Origin of the sequence: Kitasatospora sp. NPDC001547, from assembly GCF_042894165.1 — a bacterium.
In the GTDB taxonomy this organism is placed as follows: Bacteria; Actinomycetota; Actinomycetes; order Streptomycetales; family Streptomycetaceae; genus Kitasatospora.
Genome location: NZ_JBIAVL010000023.1, coordinates 85,724 through 106,008 on the forward strand (window position 1 = coordinate 85,724; position 20,285 = coordinate 106,008).

Annotated in this window: 16 protein-coding genes; 12 read left to right on the forward strand and 4 right to left on the reverse strand. The window is 71.5% G+C overall.

Annotated features, from left to right (window positions below; genetic code table 11):
- Positions 1-37: 37 nt before the first annotated feature.
- The 3 genes from ACFY0X_RS30625 to ACFY0X_RS30635 all read right to left on the reverse strand — a co-directional run bounded on the left by ACFY0X_RS30625 (position 38) and on the right by ACFY0X_RS30635 (position 2,894).
- On the reverse strand, positions 38-793 hold the full coding sequence (locus tag ACFY0X_RS30625) for an ABC transporter ATP-binding protein (RefSeq protein WP_387759405.1): 756 nt from the start codon (positions 791-793) through the stop codon (positions 38-40).
- Between the two features lie 236 nt (positions 794-1,029).
- A complete protein-coding gene (locus tag ACFY0X_RS30630; RefSeq protein ID WP_387759407.1) occupies positions 1,030-2,424 on the reverse strand; it encodes an aspartate aminotransferase family protein in 1,395 nt (464 codons plus the stop codon).
- Positions 2,421-2,894 (reverse strand): Lrp/AsnC family transcriptional regulator, encoded by a 474-nt coding sequence (locus ACFY0X_RS30635; protein ID WP_030243538.1) that lies wholly within the window; start codon positions 2,892-2,894, stop codon positions 2,421-2,423. The genes ACFY0X_RS30630 and ACFY0X_RS30635 overlap by 4 nt, the downstream gene beginning before the upstream one ends.
- A 251-nt stretch (positions 2,895-3,145) precedes the next feature.
- Here ACFY0X_RS30635 and ACFY0X_RS30640 point away from each other — a divergent pair, with 251 nt between their 5' ends.
- The 3 genes from ACFY0X_RS30640 (at position 3,146) to ACFY0X_RS30650 (ending at position 7,483) form a co-directional block, all read left to right on the forward strand.
- A complete protein-coding gene (locus tag ACFY0X_RS30640) occupies positions 3,146-4,639 on the forward strand; it encodes a gamma-aminobutyraldehyde dehydrogenase (RefSeq protein WP_387759409.1) in 1,494 nt (497 codons plus the stop codon).
- 213 nt (positions 4,640-4,852) lie between these two features.
- The gene (locus ACFY0X_RS30645; RefSeq protein ID WP_387759410.1) at positions 4,853-6,211 is read left to right on the forward strand and encodes an aspartate aminotransferase family protein; all 1,359 of its coding nucleotides are present in this window, start codon (positions 4,853-4,855) and stop codon (positions 6,209-6,211) included.
- Positions 6,212-6,280: 69 nt separating this feature from the next.
- The gene (locus ACFY0X_RS30650; protein WP_387759412.1) at positions 6,281-7,483 is read left to right on the forward strand and encodes a spermidine/putrescine ABC transporter substrate-binding protein; all 1,203 of its coding nucleotides are present in this window, start codon (positions 6,281-6,283) and stop codon (positions 7,481-7,483) included.
- A gap of 42 nt (positions 7,484-7,525) precedes the next feature.
- On the opposite strand, the gene ACFY0X_RS30655 is transcribed toward ACFY0X_RS30650, so the two are convergent.
- Positions 7,526-9,178 (reverse strand): PucR family transcriptional regulator, encoded by a 1,653-nt coding sequence (locus ACFY0X_RS30655; RefSeq protein WP_387759413.1) that lies wholly within the window; start codon positions 9,176-9,178, stop codon positions 7,526-7,528.
- 253 nt (positions 9,179-9,431) lie between these two features.
- On the opposite strand from ACFY0X_RS30655, the gene ACFY0X_RS30660 reads away from it, so the two are divergent.
- The 9 genes from ACFY0X_RS30660 (at position 9,432) to ACFY0X_RS30700 (ending at position 19,818) form a co-directional block, all read left to right on the forward strand.
- Positions 9,432-10,943, forward strand: coding sequence for a gamma-aminobutyraldehyde dehydrogenase (locus ACFY0X_RS30660; RefSeq protein ID WP_387759414.1), 1,512 nt, complete (start codon positions 9,432-9,434; stop codon positions 10,941-10,943).
- 56 nt (positions 10,944-10,999) lie between these two features.
- The gene (locus ACFY0X_RS30665; protein ID WP_387759415.1) at positions 11,000-12,250 is read left to right on the forward strand and encodes a spermidine/putrescine ABC transporter substrate-binding protein; all 1,251 of its coding nucleotides are present in this window, start codon (positions 11,000-11,002) and stop codon (positions 12,248-12,250) included.
- 39 nt (positions 12,251-12,289) lie between these two features.
- Positions 12,290-13,432 (forward strand): ABC transporter ATP-binding protein, encoded by a 1,143-nt coding sequence (locus ACFY0X_RS30670; RefSeq protein ID WP_387759417.1) that lies wholly within the window; start codon positions 12,290-12,292, stop codon positions 13,430-13,432.
- Positions 13,429-14,358 carry an ABC transporter permease gene (locus ACFY0X_RS30675; RefSeq protein WP_387759419.1) on the forward strand — a complete coding sequence of 310 codons (930 nt, stop codon included), beginning with the start codon at positions 13,429-13,431 and terminating at the stop codon, positions 14,356-14,358. The genes ACFY0X_RS30670 and ACFY0X_RS30675 overlap by 4 nt, the downstream gene beginning before the upstream one ends.
- Positions 14,358-15,161: an ABC transporter permease gene (locus ACFY0X_RS30680; protein WP_387759421.1), complete on the forward strand. Its 804-nt coding sequence runs from the start codon at positions 14,358-14,360 to the stop codon at positions 15,159-15,161. Before ACFY0X_RS30675 ends, ACFY0X_RS30680 begins: the two co-directional genes overlap by 1 nt.
- Before the next feature lie 103 nt (positions 15,162-15,264).
- The gene (locus ACFY0X_RS30685; protein ID WP_387759424.1) at positions 15,265-16,659 is read left to right on the forward strand and encodes an NAD(P)/FAD-dependent oxidoreductase; all 1,395 of its coding nucleotides are present in this window, start codon (positions 15,265-15,267) and stop codon (positions 16,657-16,659) included.
- Between the two features lie 131 nt (positions 16,660-16,790).
- Positions 16,791-17,222: a hypothetical protein gene (locus tag ACFY0X_RS30690; protein ID WP_387759425.1), complete on the forward strand. Its 432-nt coding sequence runs from the start codon at positions 16,791-16,793 to the stop codon at positions 17,220-17,222.
- A gap of 73 nt (positions 17,223-17,295) precedes the next feature.
- On the forward strand, positions 17,296-18,069 hold the full coding sequence (locus ACFY0X_RS30695) for a nucleotidyl transferase AbiEii/AbiGii toxin family protein (RefSeq protein ID WP_387759427.1): 774 nt from the start codon (positions 17,296-17,298) through the stop codon (positions 18,067-18,069).
- A gap of 225 nt (positions 18,070-18,294) precedes the next feature.
- Positions 18,295-19,818: a CoA-acylating methylmalonate-semialdehyde dehydrogenase gene (locus ACFY0X_RS30700; protein ID WP_387759428.1), complete on the forward strand. Its 1,524-nt coding sequence runs from the start codon at positions 18,295-18,297 to the stop codon at positions 19,816-19,818.
- The last annotated feature ends 467 nt before the right edge of the window (positions 19,819-20,285 follow it).

The window sequence follows — 20,285 nt, forward strand, 5'->3', positions numbered from 1 at the left end:
CTTTCAGCGGCTCGGCGTCGTCGCGGGCCCGGCGTCGTCAGCGGCGGGTGGCCGTGACGGCGGGCGCTGCGACGGCCCCGGGGGCGGCGGTGCCGCGGGGGACGGGGGCGACGGGGGCGGTCAGCCGTCCGTCGACGAGGGCGACGGTGCGGTCCGCGAACCGGACGAGCTCGGGGTCGTGGGTGGCCAGGACGAGGGTGAGCTGGTGCGACCGGGCCGCGCTGGTCAGTATCCGCATGACCTGGTCGGCGGCCTCGCGGTGCAGCGGGGCGGTGGGGTCGTCGGCGAAGACGACGGGAGGCAGCGGGGCCAGCGCGCGGGCGACGGCGACCCGCTGGCGGCGGCTCTGGACCAGCCGCTCGGGGCGCAGGCGGGCGCAGTCGCCGACGTCGAGGCGCTCCAGCCACTCGTCGGCGGCGGTGTAGGCGGCCTTGTGGCCGGCCCCGGCGAGCAGCAGCGGCAGGGCGACGTTCTCCCGGGCGGTCAGTTCGGGCACCAGGTGCGGCTCGGAGCCGACGAAGCCGAAGCGGTCGCGGCGCAGCCGTTCGCGGCCGGCCCGGGAGAGGGTGTGCACGGGGGCGCTGTTGAACCAGACCTCGCCCTCGTCGACCGGGAGCTGCGCGGAGAGGCAGCCGAGCAGGGTGCTCTTGCCGGAGCCGCGTGGGCCGGTGACGGCGAGCACCTCGCCCTCGCGGACGCCGATCGAGATGCCGCGCAGGGCGGGGGTGCCGTCGTGGGACTTGACGATCCCTCGGGCCCACAGCACGTCGTTGTCAGGCGGTGCCGCTGACATGAGGATCCATCCTGGGTGGCCGCAGGGATATGACAGTCGTCAGATTAGAACGACGGGGGCCGGTCGCGGTGGCGGCGCACTGGTCCATCACGGGCATATCACCCGCATTCAGGCATGTTTGGTCGTACGACTGTGATGTTGCGGGGCGGGGTGCGGCGGTCCGGGGACGCCGAAGGGCGGCCCCGCGGGGAGCGGGGCCGCCCTTCGGCGGAGGGTGGGGAAGAAGGCTCAGGGGATCAGATCTTCGCCCACGCGTCGGTGAGGCTGGTCCGCAGGATCTGCTCGATCTCGTCGAAGGTCGACTGGTCGGAGATCAGCGGCGGGGCCAGCTGGACGACCGGGTCGCCACGGTCGTCGGCGCGGCAGTACAGGCCGTTGTCGAAGAGCGCCTTCGACAGGAAGCCGTAGAGCACGCGCTCCACCTCGTCGTCGTTGAACGACTCCTTGGTGACCTTGTCCTTCACGAGCTCGATGCCGTAGAAGTACCCGTTGCCGCGGACGTCGCCGACGATCGGCAGGTCGCGCAGCTTGTTCAGGGTGCCCAGGAAGGCGGCCTCGTTGTCGAGGACGTGCTGGTTCAGCCCCTCGCGCTCGAAGATGTCGAGGTTGGCCAGCGCCACCGCGGAGGAGACCGGGTGGCCGCCGAAGGTGTAGCCGTGCAGGAAGGTGTTGTCACCCTTGTAGAACGGCTCGGCGAGGCGGTCCGAGATGATCGTGGCGCCGATCGGGGAGTAGCCCGAGGTCATGCCCTTGGCGCAGGTGATCATGTCGGGCTGGTAGCCGAACTTGTCGGCGCCGAACATGGTGCCGAGGCGGCCGAAGGCGCAGATGACCTCGTCCGAGACCAGCAGCACGTCGTGGCGGTCGCAGATCTCGCGCAGGCGCTGGAAGTACCCGGGCGGCGGCGGGAAGCAGCCGCCGGCGTTCTGCACCGGCTCGACGAAGACGGCGGCGACGGTCTCGGCGCCCTCGTTGAGGATGGCCACCTCGATCTCGTCGGCGCACCAGCGGCCGTAGGCCTCGGGGTCGACCGTGCCGTCCGGGCCCTCCAGGAAGGCGGGGGCGCGGTAGATGTTGGTGTTCGGGGCCTTGTGGGTGCCCGGCACCAGCGGCTCGAACGGGGCCTTCAGGCCCGGCAGGCCGGTGATGGACAGCGCGCCCTGCGGGGTGCCGTGGTAGGCGACGGCGCGCGAGATGACCTTGTACTTGGTCGGCTTGCCGGTCAGCTTGAAGTACTGCTTGGCGAGCTTCCAGGCGGTCTCGACGGCCTCGCCGCCGCCGGTGGAGAAGAAGACCTTGTTCAGGTCGCCCGGGGCGTAGTGGGCCAGGCGCTCGGCCAGCTCGACGGCCTTCGGGTGGGCGTAGCTCCACACCGGGAAGAAGGCGAGCTCCTTGGCCTGCTTGGCGGCGGCCTCGGCGAGCTCCTCGCGGCCGTGACCGGCCTGCACGACGAACAGGCCGGCCAGGCCGTCGAGGTACTTGCGGCCCTTGTCGTCCCAGACGTAGGTGCCCTCGCCCCTGACGATGGTCGGCACGGGGGAGTTCTCGTACGACGACATGCGGGTGAAGTGCATCCACAGGTGGTCGTAGGCGGTCTTGGAAAGGTCCTTCTGCGCCGGGTCGGCTGTCATCGGGTGCCCCAGGTGTAGGTCTGTTTCCGGAGCTTCAGGTAAACGAAGCTCTCGGTGCTCCGCACGCCGGGAAGGGCGCGGATGCGCTTGTTGATCAGTTCGAGCAGGTGCTCGTCGTCCTCGCAGACCAGTTCGGCCAGGAGGTCGAACGAGCCTGCGGTGCAGACCACGTAGTCGACCTCGTCGAGGGCGGCCAACGCGTCGGCGACGGGCTCGATGTCACCCTCGACCCGGATGCCGACCATCGCCTGGCGGGTGAAGCCGACGGTGAGCGGGTCCGTGACGGCGACGATCTGCATCACGCCCTGGTCGAGCAGCTTCTGGACGCGCTGCCGGACGGCCGCCTCGGACAGGCCGACGGCCTTGCCGATGGCGGCGTACGGGCGGCGCCCGTCCTCCTGGAGTTGCTCGATGATCGCCTTGGAGGCGGCGTCGAGGGGAACGCTGGCGTTCCGGTCGCGGTTGGCCACGCGGCCACTGTGCCTGATCGTTCCCGTGTTCGCAAGCGTGGAAACTGCTGATTTCGTCGTGATCTTGGAAAACGCATGCGGATTTCATTGCTCAACGACACTCGGCCTGTCGATACCGGCAGTCGTGCGGCTACCCTGGCACCGTGCGCGCGCGTCCCCCCGGGGGCGGCGCACGTACCGCCACCAGTGGACCGCGCCCCTCCGGGTGTGGCCACTCGGGACCCTTCGTACGCCGGATCCGCCGACGTACCATGGCGCCGGAATCTGCAACGCCGCAGGCCCAGACCGAGGAGAGATCCGTGAGCGACCTTCGCACGCTGCGCAACTACGTCAACGGTGAGTTCGTCGACGCGGCCGACGGCCGCACGCTCGACATCGTGGACCCGACCACCGGCGAGGTGTACGCGACGTCGCCGCTGTCCGGTGCCGCGGACGTGGACGCCGCCATGGCCTCCGCCGCGGCCGCGTTCCCGATCTGGCGCGACGCCACCCCGAGCACCCGGCAGAAGCTGCTGCTCAAGATCGCCGACGCGGTCGAGGCCCGGGCCGACGAGATCGTCGACACCGAGGTCCGCAACACCGGCAAGCCCCGCGCGCTGACCCTCTCCGAGGAGATCGGTCCGATGGTGGACCAGATCCGGTTCTTCGCCGGTGCCGCCCGCCTGCTGGAGGGCAAGGCCGCCGGTGAGTACATGGACGGGATGACCTCGATCATCCGCCGCGAGCCGGTCGGCGTCTGTGCCCAGGTCGCGCCGTGGAACTACCCGATGATGATGGCGGTGTGGAAGTTCGCCCCGGCCATCGCCGCGGGCAACACCGTGGTGCTGAAGCCGTCCGACACCACCCCGGCCTCCACCGTGCTGCTGGCCGAGATCATCGGCGGCGTGCTCAAGGAGCTGGACCTGCCGGCCGGCGTCTTCAACGTCATCTGCGGCGACCGCGAGACCGGCAGGCTGATGGTCGAGCACCGGACCCCGGCGATGGCCTCCATCACCGGTTCCGTGCGCGCCGGCATCTCGGTCGCCGAGTCCGCCTCCAAGGACGTCAAGCGCGTCCACCTGGAGCTGGGCGGCAAGGCCCCGGTCGTGGTCTTCGAGGACGCCGACATCGCCGAGGCCGTCGAGGGCATCTCGATGGCGGGCTACTTCAACGCCGGCCAGGACTGCACCGCCGCCACCCGCGTGCTGGTGCACGAGTCGATCCACGACGCCTTCGTCGAGGCGCTGGCCAAGGCCGCGGCCGAGACCAAGACCGGCGGCGTGGACGACGAGGACGTGCTGTACGGCCCGCTGAACAACGCCAACCAGCTGAAGCAGGTCTCCGGCTTCATCGAGCGGCTGCCCGCCCACGCCAAGGTCGAGGCCGGTGGCCACCGGGTCGGCGACAAGGGCTACTTCTACGCCCCGACCGTCGTCTCCGGCCTGAACCAGGACGACGAGATCATCCAGAACGAGGTCTTCGGCCCGGTCATCACCGTGCAGAAGTTCACCGACGAGGACCAGGCCGTCGAGTACGCCAACGGCGTCGAGTACGCGCTGGCCTCCTCGGTGTGGACCAAGGACCACGCCCGCGCCATGCGGATGTCGCGCCGCCTGGACTTCGGCTGCGTCTGGATCAACACCCACATCCCGCTGGTCGCCGAGATGCCGCACGGCGGCTTCAAGAAGTCGGGCTACGGCAAGGACCTGTCGTCGTACGGCTTCGAGGACTACACCCGCGTGAAGCACGTCATGACCGCGATCTGAGCGGGTCGTGACCATCGGCGCCGTATGACCGCGATCTGAGCGGGTAGTGACCATCGGCGCCGTATGACCGCGATCTGATCATCCAGCCGATCACCACGGGCCCGGGTCCTCTCGACCCGGGCCCGTGGGTCTTTGCACCCTGTCGGCGGTCGGCGCGACCGGCTGACACGATGGAACTGCCCTTCCGGGACCGGCGGCCCTAGCCTTACCGGCATGAGCATCCCCACCGCTGACTCAGCCGCCGGCCAGGCCGTCAAGGCCGCCGACCGCGCGCACGTCTTCCACTCGTGGTCCGCCCAGGCGCTGATCGACCCCCTCGCGGTGGCCGGCGCCGAGGGCTCGTACTTCTGGGACTACGAGGGCAACCGCTTCCTCGACTTCTCCTCGCAGCTGGTCAACACCAACATCGGCCACCAGCACCCGAAGGTGGTCGCCGCGATCCAGGAGCAGGCGGCGAAGCTCTGCACCATCGCCCCCGGCTTCGCGGTCGAGTCGCGCAGCGAGGCCGCCCGGCTGATCGCCGAGCGCACCCCCGGGGACCTCGACAAGATCTTCTTCACCAACGGCGGCGCCGAGGCCAACGAGAACGCCATCCGGCTGGCCCGGCTGCACACCGGCCGGCAGAAGGTCCTCTCCACCTACCGCTCGTACCACGGCGCCACCGCCAACGCGATCGCCCTCACCGGCGACCCGCGGCGCTGGCCCAACGAGAGCGGCGTCTCCGGCGTGGTGCACTTCTGGGGCCCGTACCCGTACCGCTCCAACTTCCACGCCGAGAACGAGGCGCAGGAGTGCGAGCGCGCGCTGGAGCACCTGGAGCAGGTGATCGCGTTCGAGGGGCCGGGCACCGTCGCGGCGGTCATCCTGGAGACGGTGGTCGGCACCGCGGGCATCCTGGTCCCGCCGGCCGGCTACCTGGCCGGGGTGCGGGAGATCTGCGACCACTACGGGATCGTGTTCATCCTGGATGAGGTGATGGCCGGCTTCGGCCGCACCGGCGAGTGGTTCGCCGCCGACCACTGGGGCGTCACCCCGGACCTGCTCACCTTCGCCAAGGGCGTCAACTCGGGCTACGTGCCCCTGGGCGGCGTGGCGATCAGTGCCGAGATCGCGGCCACCTTCGCCGAGCGCGCCTTCCCCGGCGGGCTCACCTACTCAGGCCACCCGCTGGCCTGCGCCTCCGCGGTGGCGACCATCAACACAATGGCGGAGGAGGGCATCGTCGAGAACGCCCGGCACATCGGCGAGACCGTGCTCGGCCCCGGCCTGCGCGAGCTGGCCGAGCGGCACCCGTCGATCGGCGAGGTCCGCGGCCTCGGCGTCTTCTGGGCGCTCGACCTGGTGCGCGACCGGGAGACCCGCGAGCCGCTGGTGCCGTACAACGCGGCCGGCGCCGACAACGCACCGATGGCCGAGCTGGCCGCCGCCTGCAAGCAGCGCGGCCTCTGGCCGTTCGTCAACATGAACCGCTTCCACGTCGTCCCGCCGTGCACCGTCACCGAGGAGGAGGCCAAGACCGGCCTCGCGGTGCTGGACGAGGTCCTGTCGCTCACCGACGCGCACACCGTCTGACGTACCTACCAGGACGGCCCCGGACACCCGCGTGTGCCCGGGGCCGTGCCACGCTCCGGAAGGCCCGCCATGCCCAGCCGAACCACCCCGACCCGCCGCCCCGCCGACTCCCCCGCGCTGCGCCGACGCTCCCTGCTCGGCGGGGCCGCGCTGCTCGGCGCCGGCACGCTGACCGGCTGCGGCATCCCGTCCGCGTACGTGGCCGAGGACCGCCGCTCGGCACCGGACCGCTCGGAGAGCGACAAGCGGCTCGTCTTCTCCAACTGGACGCAGTACATCGACACCGACGACGAGGGCGGCCGCCCGACCCTGGACGCCTTCAGTGAGCGGACCGGGATCGAGGTCGCCTACACCGAGGACATCAACGACAACGACGAGTTCTTCGGCAAGATCAGCCCGGTGCTCACCCAGGGCGCCGCCCCCGGCCGGGACCTGATGGTGGTCAGCGACTGGATGGCCGGGCGGTACGTCTCGCTGGGCTGGGTGCAGGCCATGGACCGGGACAACCTGCCCAACGTCACGGCCAACCTGGACCCGCAGCTCGCCGACCCGGCCTTCGACCCCGGGCGCAGGCGCAGCGTGCCGTGGCAGTCCGGGATCACCGGCATCGCCTACAACCGCAAGGCGCTCGGCCGGGAGATCAGGTCCACCGCCGACCTGTGGGCGCCCGACCTCAAGGGCCGGGTCACCCTGTTCGCCGGGCTGGACGAGGCGCTCGGGCTGCTGATGCTCTCCCAGGGCGCGGACATCGCGAAGTTCGGCGACGACGACGCGCACCGGGCGATGGACCTGGTGCAGAAGTGGGTCGACAGCGGCCACGTCCGGCGCTTCACCGGCAACGACTACACCAGCGACCTCGCCTCCGGGGCGGCGCTCGCCTGCCAGGCCTACTCCGGCGACGCCGTCCAGCTCACCGCCGAGAACCCCGACATCGAGTTCGTGGTGCCGGAGGAGGGCGGCGAGCTGTGGGCGGAGAGCCTGATGATCCCCAACCGGGCCGCCCACAAGCGCAACGCCGAGCTGCTGGTCGACCACTACTACCAGCCCGAGGTGGCCGCCGAACTCGCCGCGTTCGTCCAGTACATCTGCCCGGTGCCGGCCGCCCGCGAGGTGCTGGCGGCCAGCGGCGACAAGGAGAAGGCCGAACTCGCCGAGAACCCGCTGGTCTTCCCGACCGAGGAGATGCGCGCCCGGCTGCACACCATGCGCGACGTCACCTCGGCCGAGCGGCCCGAGCTGCACAAGGTCTGGGGCCGCATCACCGGGGTGTGAGCACGGGGGCGTCGAGGAGCGCCGGGGCGGGACGGACGGCGCTCAGCGCCGGACGGCGTCCAGGGCGAGCAGCGCCACGTGCAGGGAGAGGCAGGACTCCACCTGGTCGAGGTCGACGCCGAGGATCCGTTCGACCTTGTGCAGCCGGTCGTAGAAGGACGGACGGGACAGGTGCGCGGCGTCCGCCGCGGCCGACTTGTTCCGGCCCTGCTCCAGGTAGATCCGCAGCATCTGCACCAACTGGCCGTTGTGCTCGGCGTCGTGGGCCAGCAGCGGGCCCAACTCCCGTTCCACGTACGTCTGCAGCCGGGCGTCGTCGCGCAGCAGGTGGAGCAGGCCGCGCAGCCGGACGTCCGGCAGGCGGTAGTAGGAGGAGCTGCGTCCGCCGGGCGCGTCGTGCAGGGCGGCGTCGGCGACCTGGGTGGCCTCCAGCAGGGTGCGCCGGGCGTCGCGCACCGAGCCGACCGAGGAGCCGACCGCGACCACCGGGCCCGCCGGGTCGCCGCCCTCCCGCCCGGGCTCGGCCGACATCCGGCGCAGCGCGGCCGAGAGGGCGTCCAGCGCGGCGTGCTCGTCCTGCTGGGTGCCGAGCGCGATCAGCAGGCCGACGGCCTCGTCGTCCAGCGCCCCGACCAGGGCGGACAGCCGGCAGGCCCGGACGGCTCCGGCGGCCAGCTCGGTGAAGTCGCGCAGCCGGGCCTGGGCCTCCAGCGCGGCCGGGATCGGTCCGCGCCGCTGCCGCAGCACCACGCCGACCAGTCGGCGGCCCTCCAGCGGAACGCCCAGGGCCTGGGCGCGCAGCGCGGCCTCGGAGACGGTCAGCGCGTGGGTGAGGATGCCGGACAGCAGGGTGCGGTGGGTCTGCCGCTCCAGGCTCTCCCGGTCGCGCACCACCAGCCGGTTGAGCGCCAGCGCGGAGGCGCCGCGTTCCAGCAGCATGGCGTGCGGGTGCGCCTCGCCCTCGGGCAGCGGGCCGGGCTCCTGCACCAGCACCAGACGGCCCCAGTCCTGGCCGCGGGCGCCGACGGTGGTGACCAGCCAGCCGCTGCGCGGGTCGTGGCCGGTGCGCCCGGCCGGGCGCACCCCGCGCGAGCGGCGCTCCCAGTCCTCCAGCACCTCGGCCTCCGGGCGTCCGGCGGTGTCGTGGGCGAGCACCTGGTGGGCCAGGTTCTCCAGGACGACCGGGGCGCCGGCCATCCGGGCCACCTGGCGGATCACCTCGGGCGGCTCCGCGCCCTCCACCACCAGCTCGTTGAAGACCTGGTGGACCGACTCGGAGACCCGCAGCTGCTCCAGCTGGGCGTTGACCACGAGCGCGTGCACGGCCTCGGTGACGGCGACGAAGCGCAGCTCGCGGCGGAGCGTGATCACGGGCAGCCCGCGCTGCTCGGCGGCGTGGACCAGGGCGCGGGGGAGCGAGTCGAAGTAGCGCCGCCCGAACTCGACGACCAGGCCGGCCACCCCGACCTCGTCCAGCTCCCGCACGTAGCGGGCCAGGGCCTCGCGGTCCTCCGGCAGCGCGATCCCGGTGGTCAGCACCAGCTCGCCGCCGCGGAGCATCCCGGCGACGTCGGGCAGCTCGCTGACGTGGACCCAGCGGACCGGCCGCTCCAGGTGGTCGGCGCCGGCCACCACCTGGGGCAGGCCGCGGCGCATCACGTCCAGGTCGAGGACTCGGGCGACGGTGGGGAGCATCGCGGGCCTCCGGAGCCGTGGGGACCGGAGCGGGGGCTCCGGGGTGGTCAGAGTGTCAGGTAAATCATCCATCGGCCGAACGACCTGTCGCCCTGCCCGCACCCTTGCACCCTGTAAGGCCCTTCGTGCCGAGACTGCCGAAGTGACCCTTGTCACCCCCGCCCCGCAGCGGGCAAGGTCAGCGGGACCGCAGACCCCCAACCGCGGACGCGTGACCCCGCAGCGGTCGAACCACGGCACTTGGAGGAACCAGATGGACCTGACCGACTTCGGCCCGGGCGCGCAGTACATCGCGGGCCGGCAGACCAGGGGGAGCGGTGAACCCTTCCAGGTCGTCAACCCCGCCGACGGCAGCGTGGTCGAGCAGGTCGCGCTGGCCACCACCGGGGACGTGGACACCGCCGTCGCCGCCGCCAGGGCCGCCCTGCCCGGCTGGTCCTCGGCCACCCCCGGCGCGCGCTCCGAGGCGCTCACCCGGCTAGCCGCCGTCCTGGCCGGCGCGGCCGGGGACCTGGCCCGGGTGGAGACGGCGCAGACCGGCAAGCCGGTCAAGCTCGCCACCGAGTTCGACGTGCCCGGCACCGTCGACAACGCCGCGTTCTTCGCCGGCGCCGCCCGCAACCTGGAGGGCAAGGCGGCCGGCGAGTACTCCGGCGACCACACCTCGTACGTGCGGCGCGAGGCGGTCGGCGTGGTCGGCTCGATCTCGCCGTGGAACTACCCGCTGCAGATGGCCGCCTGGAAGATCCTCCCGGCGATCGCCGCGGGCAACACCATCGTGCTCAAGCCGGCCGAGCTGACCCCGCTGACCTCGCTGATGTTCGCCCGCGCCTGCACCGCCGCGGGCATCCCGGACGGCGTGGTCAACGTGGTCACCGGCGCCGGACGCACCGCCGGCGAGCACCTGGTCGGGCACCCGGACGTCGCGATGGTCTCCTTCACCGGCTCCACCGGCGTCGGCAGGAGGGTCGCCGAGATCGCCACCGCGGGCGTCAAGCGCACCCACCTGGAGCTCGGCGGCAAGGCCCCGTTCGTGGTCTTCGACGACGCCGACCTGGACGCCGCCGTGCAGGGCGCGGTCGCGGCGTCGCTGATCAACGGCGGCCAGGACTGCACCGCCGCCACCCGCGCCTACGTCCAGCGCCCGCTGTACGACGCCTTCGTGGCCGCAGTGGCCGAGCTGTACGCGGCGATCCGGATCGGCGACCCGCTGAACCCGCGCACCGACCTCGGACCGCTGGTCTCCCACGCCCACCGGGACCGGGTGGCCGGCTTCGTGGAGCGCGCCCGCTCGTACGCCACCGTGGTCACCGGCGGCCGGGCCCCGGAGAAGGGCCACGACGGCACCGACCTCACCCGCGGCGCGTACTACCGGCCCACCCTGATCACCGGCGCGGCCCAGGACAGCGAGGTCGTGCAGGGCGAGATCTTCGGCCCGGTGCTGGTCGTGCTGCCGTTCGACGGCGACGACGAGGGCCTGCGGCTGGCCAACGACACCCCGTACGGCCTGGCCGCCTCCGCCTGGACCGCCAACGTGCACCGCTCGCTGCGCGCCACCCGGGAGATCGCGGCCGGCTGCGTCTGGGTCAACGACCACATCCCGATCATCAGCGAGATGCCGCACGGCGGCTACAAGGCGTCCGGCTACGGCAAGGACATGTCCCAGTACTCGCTGGACGAGTACACCCAGGTGAAGCACGTCATGTTCGACACCACCGCGGTGGCCCGCAAGGACTGGCACCGCACCGTCTTCGGAGACAGATAACCCCCAGGCCCCAGCGGGTGCCCCCACACCCCATCTCCCCCCAGGAGGCCCGTTCCATGGCGTTCAACGAGCTCACCGACGGTCTGCCCGAACCGGTCCGAAGGGCCTGGGAACGCAGCCTGACCAGCGGCCGGGCCGCGCTCGGCCGCCGCACCCTGCTGCGCGCCGCCGCGCTGACCGCCGGAGCGGGCACCCTGGCCGCCTGCGGCATCCCGGCGGCCCCCCGGGCGACCGGGGACTCGACCGCGAACGCCGCCAAGGACCTCTCGGAGACGCAGAAGGAGGTCGACTTCTCCAACTGGCCGCTGTACGTGGACACGGACGAGAAGGACAAGGAGCGGCACGGCACGCTGGACGCCTTCACCGAGGCCACCGGCATCAAGGTCAGGTACACCGAGGACGTCAACGACAACGTCGAGTTCTTCGGCAAGGTCAAGCCGCAGCTCGCCGCCGGCCAGGACACCGGCCGCGACCTGATGGTGCTCACCGACTGGATGGCCGCCCGGCTGATCCGGCTCGGCTGGGCGCAGAAGCTCAACCCGGCGAACGTCACCACCGCGATCACCAACATCGAGGCCCGCTTCCGCGCCCCCGACTGGGACCCGGGGCGGCTGTACTCCTACCCGTGGGCCGGCATCCAGACCGTCGTCGCGTACAACCGGAAGGCGACCAGGGGGAAGGAGGTCACCAGCGTCTCCCAGCTGCTGGACGACCCCGACCTCAAGGGCCGGGTCACCTTCCTCTCCGAGATGCGCGACAGCATCGGGATGGTCCTGCTGGACCAGGGCAAGGACACCGTGAGGTTCACCGCCGACGACTACGACGGCGCGGTCGCCCGGCTGCAGAAGGCCGTCGACAACAAGCAGATCCGCCGCTTCACCGGCAACGACTACGGCCAGGAGCTCTCCGCCGGGGACATCGCGGCCTGCATCGCCTGGGGCGGCGACCTGATCCAACTGCGGGCCGACAACCCGGACATCGAGTTCGTCATCCCGGAGAAGGGCTACATCGCCTCGACCGACAACATGCTGGTCCCGGCCAAGGCGCAGCACAAGGCGAACGCGGAGAAGCTGATCGACTTCTACTATCAGCCGAAGATCGCGGCGCAGCTGGTCGCGGGCATCGGCTTCGTCTCCGCCGTCACCGGGATGAAGGACGAGCTCGCCGGCATCGCCCCGGACACCGCGGCCAACCCGCTGGTCGTACCCACCCCCGAGATGGCGGTCAGGGCGCACGTGTTCCGCACGCTCTCCGAGAGCGAGGAGAGCGACTTCGAGCAGAAGTTCTCCAAGCTCATCGGCGCCTGACCCCACTCCCGGCAGAGAGACCCAGGAAGACACCACCCCATGACAGACCAGCAGCGCGACGCGGCCGTCGGCGGCGACGTCCGGCTCACCGGCATCGGCAAGACCTACGGCTCCTTCACCGCCGTCCACCCGCTCGACCTGACCGTCCCGCAGGGCTCGTTCTTCGCCCTGCTCGGCGCCTCCGGCTGCGGCAAGACCACCACCCTGCGCATGATCGCCGGCCTGGAGGAGCCCACCACCGGCACCGTCCTGATCGGCGGCCAGGACGTCACCGCCCTGCCCCCGTACAAGCGGCCGGTGAACACCGTCTTCCAGAGCTACGCGCTCTTCCCGCACCTGGACATCTTCGAGAACGTCGCCTTCGGCCTGCGCCGGCGCGGCCGGAAGGACGTCAGGAAGCAGGTCGAGGAGATGCTGGAGCTGGTCGAACTCGGCCCGTACGCCCGGCGCAAGCCGCACCAGCTCTCCGGCGGCCAGCAGCAGCGCGTCGCGGTCGCCCGCGCGCTGATCAACCACCCGCAGGTGCTGCTCCTGGACGAGCCGCTCGGCGCGCTCGACCTCAAGCTCCGCCGCCAGATGCAGCTGGAGCTGAAGCGGATCCAGACCGAGGTCGGCATCACCTTCGTGCACGTCACCCACGACCAGGAGGAGGCCATGACCATGGCCGACACCATCGCGGTGATGAACGGCGGCCGGGTCGAGCAACTGGGCGCCCCCGCCGAGCTGTACGAGAACCCCGCCACCACCTTCGTGGCCAACTTCCTCGGCCAGTCCAACCTGCTGCCCGCCGAGGTCACCGGCACCGAGGGCGGCGACCTGCTGCTCAGCGCGGCCGGCGCCCGCCTCGCGGTGCCGAAGGCGCGCTGCGCCACCGACGCCACGCGCGTCCACCTGGGCGTGCGCCCGGAGAAGATCACCATCACCCACGCCTCCGAGCAGGTCGCCGACGGCCGCAACCGACTGGTCGGCACGGTGCTCGACTCCAGCTTCATCGGCGTCTCCACCCAGTACGTGGTGCGCACCGACGGCGGCCAGGAGGTCACCGTCTTCGAGCAGAACATGGAGCGCGACGCCCGGATCGTCCCCGGCGCCGCCGTCCAGCTGCACTGGAACCCGGCGCACTCCTTCGCCCTGGACGCCGCCCAGGCGATCGACGCGGGCACCGCGGAGGAGGCCGCATGACCGCCACCACCCCGGCCGCGCCGCCGCAAGTCGTCCCGCTGGAACCGGCGGAGCGCAGACCGAGGCGCAGGCTCACCCCGTACTGGCTGCTGCTGCCCGGCCTCGCCTGGCTGGTCGTCTTCTTCGCCGTCCCGATGGTCTACCAGGCGTCGACCTCGCTGCAGACCGGCTCGCTCGAAGAGGGCTTCAAGGTCACCTGGCACGTCTCGACCTACTGGGACGCCCTGGTCGAGTACCGGTGGCACTTCCTGCGCTCGTTCTCCTACGCGGCCGTCGCCACCGTGCTCTGCCTGGCCGTCGGCTACCCGCTCGCGTACACGATCGCCTTCAAGGCGAGCAAGCGCTGGCGCAACGTCATCCTGATCCTGGTCATCGCGCCGTTCTTCACCAGCTTCCTGATCCGCACGCTGGCCTGGAAGACCATCCTGTCCGACGGCGGCCCGGTGGTCGGCGCGCTGAACGCGCTGCACGTCCTGGACGTCACCAACCTGCTCGGCCTCACCGACGGCGACCGGGTGCTGGCCACGCCGCTCGCGGTGGTCTGCGGCCTGACCTACAACTTCCTGCCGTTCATGATCCTGCCGCTCTACACCTCGCTGGAGCGGATCGACCCGCGCCTGCACGAGGCGGCCGGCGACCTCTACGCCCGGCCGTTCACCACCTTCCGCAAGGTGACCTTCCCGATCTCGCTGCCGGGCGTGGTCGCGGGCACCCTGCTGACCTTCATCCCGGCCTCCGGCGACTACATCAACGCCCAGCTGCTGGGCTCGCCGAGCGAGCAGATGGTCGGCAACGGCATCCAGAAGCAGTTCCTGAACGTGCTCGACTACCCCACGGCGGCCGCGCTGAGCTTCATCCTGATGGCCCTGATCCTGGGCATGGTGACGGTCTACATGCGCAAGGCCGGGACGGAGGATCTGGTCTGATGTCCCGTATGTCCAAGTGGATCCGCGCCCACCTGGTGGTGCTGGCCGGCCTGCTGGCCCTCGCCTACCTGGTGCTGCCCAACCTGGTCGTGCTCGCCTTCTCGTTCAACAAGCCGGTGGGCAAGTTCAACTACGAGTGGAACGAGTTCTCCACCGACGCCTGGACCGACCCCTGCGGCGTGGCCGACATGTGCGGGTCGCTCTCGCTCAGCCTGCAAATCGCGGTGCTCGCCACCGTCGGCGCCACCGTGCTCGGCACCATGGTCGCCTTCGCGCTGGCCCGCTACCGCTTCCGCGGCCGCTCGGCCACCACCGCGATGATCTTCCTGCCGATGGCCATGCCCGAGGTGGTCATGGCGGCCTCGCTCGGGACGCTCTTCCTCAACATGCGCATCCCGTTCGGCTTCACCACCATCCTCATCGCGCACATCATGTTCTGCCTCAGCTTCGTGGTGACGGCGGTCAAGGCGCGCGTGATGAGCATGGACCCGAGGCTCGAACAGGCCGCCCAGGACCTCTACGCGACCCCCACCCAGACCTTCCTGAGGGTCACCCTGCCGCTGGCGGCGCCCGGCATCGCGGCGGGCGCGCTGCTCAGCTTCGCGCTCTCCTTCGACGACTTCATCATCACCCAGTTCAACTCGGGGCCGACCACGGTCACCTTCCCGATGTTCGTCTGGGGCGCCTCGCAGCGCGGCATCCCGGTGCAGGTGAACGTCATCGGCACCGCGATGTTCCTGGCCGCCGTCGCGCTGACCGTCGTCGGCCAGTGGCTGGGCAACCGCCGGAAGGCCACCGCCTGACATACGGTCGGCAGTAGTCGACACGGCTGACAACGGCCGACAGCGGAATGGCAGCGGTGGCACGTAAGAACGTCATCTATTCGTAGAAAGTGGCTGATAATGCATGGACTCCGCCCGCGCGCTCAGTGACGCCAGGCCCACCCCCTTCTGGCTTGAGGACCCCGGCCGGCCGGCGGCGCTGCCCGCCCTGGTCGGCGACACCACCTGCGACCTGCTGGTCGTCGGCGGCGGCTACTCCGGTCTGTGGACCGCCCTCATCGCCAAGGAGCGCGACCCCTCGCTGGACGTCGTGCTGGTCGAGGGCAACGAGGTCGGGTGGGCCGCGTCCGGGCGCAACGGCGGATTCTGCGCGGCCAGCCTCACCCACGGCTTCGGCAACGGCCTGGACCGCTGGCCGTCCGAACTCGCCCAGCTGGAACGCCTCGGTGCCGCCAACCTCGACGGCATCGAGGCCACCCTGAAGCGCTACGGCATCGACGCCGAGTGGGAGCGCACCGGCGAGATCGACGTCGCCACCCAGCCCCACCAGGTCGAGGAGCTCCACGAGATCGCCGAGGCGGTCGCCCGGTACGGCTTCGACATCACCGTCCTGGACGCCGACCAGCTGCGCGCCGAGGTGAACTCGCCGACCTTCCTCGGCGGCCTCTGGGACAAGGAGGGCGTGGCGATGGTCCACCCCGCCAAGCTCGCCTGGGGCCTCAAGGACGCCTGCCTGGGCCAGGGCGTGCGGATCTTCGAGCACACCCGGGCCACCGACCTGCGGGAGCACGGCAGCGGCATGGCCGTCCGCACCCCGTACGGCCGGGTCCTCGCCCGCAAGGTCGCGCTCGGCACCAACGTGTTCCCGTCGCTGCTCAAGCGGGTCCGCCCGTACATCGTCCCGGTGTACGACTACGCGCTGATGACCGAGCCGCTCGACGCCGAGCAGCTCGCCTCGATCGGCTGGCGCGGGCGGCAGGGCCTCGGCGACAGCGCCAACAAGTTCCACTACTTCCGGCTCTCCGCCGACAACCGGATCCTCTGGGGCGGCTACGACGCGGTCTACCACTTCGGCGGCCACGTCCGGCACGAGTACGACCAGCGGCCGGAGACCTTCCGCACCCTGGCCAACCACTTCTTCCGCTGCTTCCCGCAGCTGGAGGGCCTGCGCTTCACCAACGCCTGGGGCGGGGCCATCGACACCTGCAGCCGGTTCTCGGCGTTCTTCGACACCGGCTACCGGGGCAAGGTCGCGTACGCCGTCGGGTACACCGGGCTCGGTGTCGGCGCGACCCGCTTCGGCGCCGAGGTGATGCTCGACCTCCTCGCCGGCGAGCGCACCGAGCGCACCTCGCTGGACATGGTGCGCAGCAAGCCGCTGCCGTTCCCGCCCGAGCCGGTCCGCTGGGCCGGGATCGAGCTCACCACCCGGTCGCTGGAGCGGGCGGACCGCACCGGCGGCCACCGCAACCTCTGGCTGCGCACCCTCGACCGGCTGGGGCTGGGCTTCGACAGCTGAAGCGCGAATCCCCGGTCGGGTGCTCCTAGTCGTGTAATCGGGACCCGTCGTCCGCCTCTCCTTGGTGACGGCGGGTCTCGCACCTCCCGCCGTCTCCGAACAGTACGAACGGCGAGAAGCGGGGACACGACATGGAGACCACCGGACTGCACTGGCTCGCCCAGGTGGCACCGGACCCGGAAGCCCTCCGGGAGCAGTGGGAGCGCACCGGGCTGGGCCTGGTGCTGCTGCCGGCCGGCCGGCGCTGGGACGTCCTCTCCGTCCCCGGACGGCTCGGGCGCCCGGCGCTGGAGATCATGGAACCGTGCACCAGCGGCCCGGTCCTCACCGACGCCGCGGGTGAGCACGTCGGCTTCCTGGTGCCCGTCGGCACCGCCGCCCGCTGGATCGGCACCGGCGTGCGCGCTGCGGGGGAGGGCACCTGGATCGTCGTCCCGCACCCCGAGCGGACCAGCCGGGGCGTGCGCTGGCTGGTCCCGCCGGACGGCTCCGGGCGGCTCAACGACCCGGTGCTGCTGGAGCTCGTCCTGCACGAGGCGGCGGCGAGGCTCGGCGGCTGGTGAGCCCCGCGGTGTCCGGTGCCCGGGGCCCGGTGGTGCCGGGGCGCGGAGCGGGCGGGCGCGGCAGACTGGAGGCGTGACCACCGTCCCGCACGCCGTCGACGCGTCCCTCCGCCCGGGCCCCGCCCAGCTGCGCCTGGCCGCGTCGGCCGTACCCGTATGCGACCGGTACGGCCTCGCGCTGGCCGGTGGGCACGCGCTGCGCGCCCACGGCGTCGCGGCCTGTCCGCAGGACGGGCTGACCCTGGTGACCGGCGGGGCCGACCTGCCGGAGGTGGCCGCCGCCCTGGGCGAGGCGTACCGGGCGGCGGGCGGCGGGGTCGCCGAGCGGCCGGGGACACCGCGGCTGGAGCAGCTCGCCGTCCGGCTGGCGCTGGGCGGGCGGTCGCACACGGTGGAGCTGCGCAAGGAGCCGCTGGGCCACCGCCCGGTCCGGCTGGACCTCGGTGCGCCCGGACCGGACGAGCCGCCGGTGATGCTGCCCGTGGTCGCCCTGGAGGACGCGGCCGCGCTGACCACCGCGCTGCTGGTGGACCGGGGCATGCCGCGCGACCTGATCGACGTGCACGCCCTCACCCGCTGTTACCGAGAAGGTGAACTGCTCGCGCTGGCAGGGGAGTTGGACCCGGACTTCCAGCCGGCGGCGCTGGCCGACCGGCTGGAGACGCTCGCCGAGGCGGCGGACGGCCGGTTCCGCGCCCGGGGTGTCCCCGCCGACGGGGTGGACGAGCGGAAGCGCTGGGCGCTGGCCTGGGCGCAGGACCTGCGGCTGGACCTGCTGGAGACCCAGGAGGCGGCGGACGGGCTGCACGACCCGTACCTGGAGGAGCCGGAGGACGGGGACTCCTGACCCCGGCCGGGCGGAGGCCCCCGTTCGTCCGACCGAGTGACCGGACGACCTGTAAGGCTGAATCCATGATCCCCGTCAGCCTGTTCGTTGAGCCGGGCCGAAGCGGCCACCAGACTGGGAGACGAGCGCGGTAGCCCCGTGATTCCCGTCGACCGGCCCACCGCGGGCGGCGCCAGACCGGACCGGTGGCAGGACGCCGCCCGGGACTTCGGAGGCAGACGGACCTTGAGCAAGCACATCATTCACTGGATCGGCGGCAAGCCGGTCGCCACCGCCGGTGCGGCCCCCCGTCGTGGCGAGATCTTCGACCCGGCCACCGGCCAGGTCTCCGGTCAGGTCGACTTCGCCGGGATCGCCGAGGTCGACCAGGCGGTGGCCGCCGCCGCCTCGGCCTTCACCGAGTGGCGCACCGCCTCGATCGCCAAGCGGACGACGGTGCTCTTCGCCTTCCGCGAGTTGCTGAACGCCCGCCGCGACGAGCTGGCCTCGATCATCGTGGCGGAGCACGGCAAGGTGCACTCCGACGCGCTGGGCGAGATCGCCCGCGGCCTGGAGGTCGTGGAGTACGCCTGCGGCATCCCGCAGCTGATCAAGGGCGGTTTCACCGAGCAGGCCTCGACCGGCGTCGACGTCTACTCGATCCGCCAGCCGCTCGGCCCGGTCGCGATCATCTCGCCGTTCAACTTCCCGGCGATGGTGCCGATGTGGTTCTTCCCGATCGCCATCGCCGCCGGCAACACCGTCGTGGTGAAGCCCTCGGAGAAGGACCCGTCCGCCGCCAACTTCCTCGCCGAGCTGTGGAAGGAGGCCGGTCTGCCGGACGGCGTCTTCAACGTCGTGCACGGCGACAAGGTGGCCGTCGACCGCCTGCTGGAGCACCCGGACGTCAAGTCCGTCAGCTTCGTCGGCTCCACCCCGATCGCCCGCTACGTCTACGAGACCGGCACCCGCTACGGCAAGCGCGTGCAGGCCCTGGGCGGCGCCAAGAACCACATGCTGGTCCTGCCCGACGCCGACCTCGACCTCGCGGCCGACGCCGCCGTCAACGCCGGCTTCGGCGCGGCCGGCGAGCGCTGCATGGCGGTGTCCGTGCTGGTCGCGGTCGACCCGATCGGTGACGAGCTGGTCGAGAAGATCAAGCAGCGGATCGCCACCCTGAAGGTCGGTCCGGGCTGCAACGGCGACTCCGAGATGGGCCCGCTGGTCACCGGCCAGCACCGGGACAAGGTCACCTCCTACGTGGAGTCCGGCGTCGCCGACGGCGCCGAGCTGGCCGTGGACGGCCGCAAGCACCCGGTCACCGCCGAGGACCGGAACGGCTCCCCGACGGCCGACGGCTTCTGGCTCGGCCCCACGCTGTTCGACCACGTGAAGCCCGGCATGTCCGTCTACAACGACGAGATCTTCGGCCCGGTCCTCTCGGTCGTGCGCGTCGACTCGTACGAGGAGGGCGTGGCGCTGATCAACGCCAACCCGTACGGCAACGGCACCGCGCTCTTCACCAACGACGGCGGCGCGGCCCGGCGCTTCCAGTTCGAGGTGGAGGTCGGCATGGTCGGCATCAACGTGCCGATCCCGGTCCCAGTGGCCTACTACTCCTTCGGCGGCTGGAAGGCCTCGCTGTTCGGCGACGCCCACGCGTACGGCCAGGACGGCGTGCAGTTCTTCACCCGGGGCAAGGCCGTCACCCAGCGCTGGCTGGACCCGTCGCACGGCGGCATCAACCTGGGCTTCCCCACCAACAGCTGAGCCGCACGGCTCCACCGGCCGGACCCCTCTCCCCGGGGTCCGGCCGGCCGTCTTTGCACGACGTTTGCATCCGCTCGCAGAAGCGCGTACAGTTCTTCGAGCTGCCCGGCAGGGAGCACCGGACACGCGTCTGCGCGGACGGTCCCGGGGCAGCCAATCCTCCGAAACACCACTTCTCGGTTCGTGCCGGTCGTTTCGCTTTTCCGCGCGACGGCCCGGTGCTAATTCGGCGTGCTCGTTTAATTGGGTTGCGGCTGGATTCGCTTTTCGGAGCGGGGATCGGCTAGAGTTTGAAACGTCGGACGGGGCGTCAAACCCCGGAAGACACCGGCGAGTTGGATGGACGAAGCCCCGGAAACGGAGCGATAAACATCTGATAAGCTGGAAACACGAAAGAACGAAGCCCGGAGGGCCTGCTGGAAGGCGGCTCGAAGGAAGCGTCCGTTCCTTGAGAACTCAACAGCGTG

Coding starts and splice junctions, on each gene's coding strand:
- ACFY0X_RS30625 (WP_387759405.1), bottom strand. CDS start 793: ATGTCAGCGGCACCGCCTGACAACGACGTGCTGTGGGCCCGAGGGATC.
- ACFY0X_RS30630 (WP_387759407.1), bottom strand. CDS start 2,424: ATGACAGCCGACCCGGCGCAGAAGGACCTTTCCAAGACCGCCTACGAC.
- ACFY0X_RS30640 (WP_387759409.1), top strand. CDS start 3,146: ATGGCGCCGGAATCTGCAACGCCGCAGGCCCAGACCGAGGAGAGATCC.
- ACFY0X_RS30645 (WP_387759410.1), top strand. CDS start 4,853: ATGAGCATCCCCACCGCTGACTCAGCCGCCGGCCAGGCCGTCAAGGCC.
- ACFY0X_RS30650 (WP_387759412.1), top strand. CDS start 6,281: ATGCCCAGCCGAACCACCCCGACCCGCCGCCCCGCCGACTCCCCCGCG.
- ACFY0X_RS30655 (WP_387759413.1), bottom strand. CDS start 9,178: ATGCTCCCCACCGTCGCCCGAGTCCTCGACCTGGACGTGATGCGCCGC.
- ACFY0X_RS30660 (WP_387759414.1), top strand. CDS start 9,432: ATGGACCTGACCGACTTCGGCCCGGGCGCGCAGTACATCGCGGGCCGG.
- ACFY0X_RS30665 (WP_387759415.1), top strand. CDS start 11,000: ATGGCGTTCAACGAGCTCACCGACGGTCTGCCCGAACCGGTCCGAAGG.
- ACFY0X_RS30670 (WP_387759417.1), top strand. CDS start 12,290: ATGACAGACCAGCAGCGCGACGCGGCCGTCGGCGGCGACGTCCGGCTC.
- ACFY0X_RS30675 (WP_387759419.1), top strand. CDS start 13,429: ATGACCGCCACCACCCCGGCCGCGCCGCCGCAAGTCGTCCCGCTGGAA.
- ACFY0X_RS30680 (WP_387759421.1), top strand. CDS start 14,358: ATGTCCCGTATGTCCAAGTGGATCCGCGCCCACCTGGTGGTGCTGGCC.
- ACFY0X_RS30685 (WP_387759424.1), top strand. CDS start 15,265: ATGGACTCCGCCCGCGCGCTCAGTGACGCCAGGCCCACCCCCTTCTGG.
- ACFY0X_RS30690 (WP_387759425.1), top strand. CDS start 16,791: ATGGAGACCACCGGACTGCACTGGCTCGCCCAGGTGGCACCGGACCCG.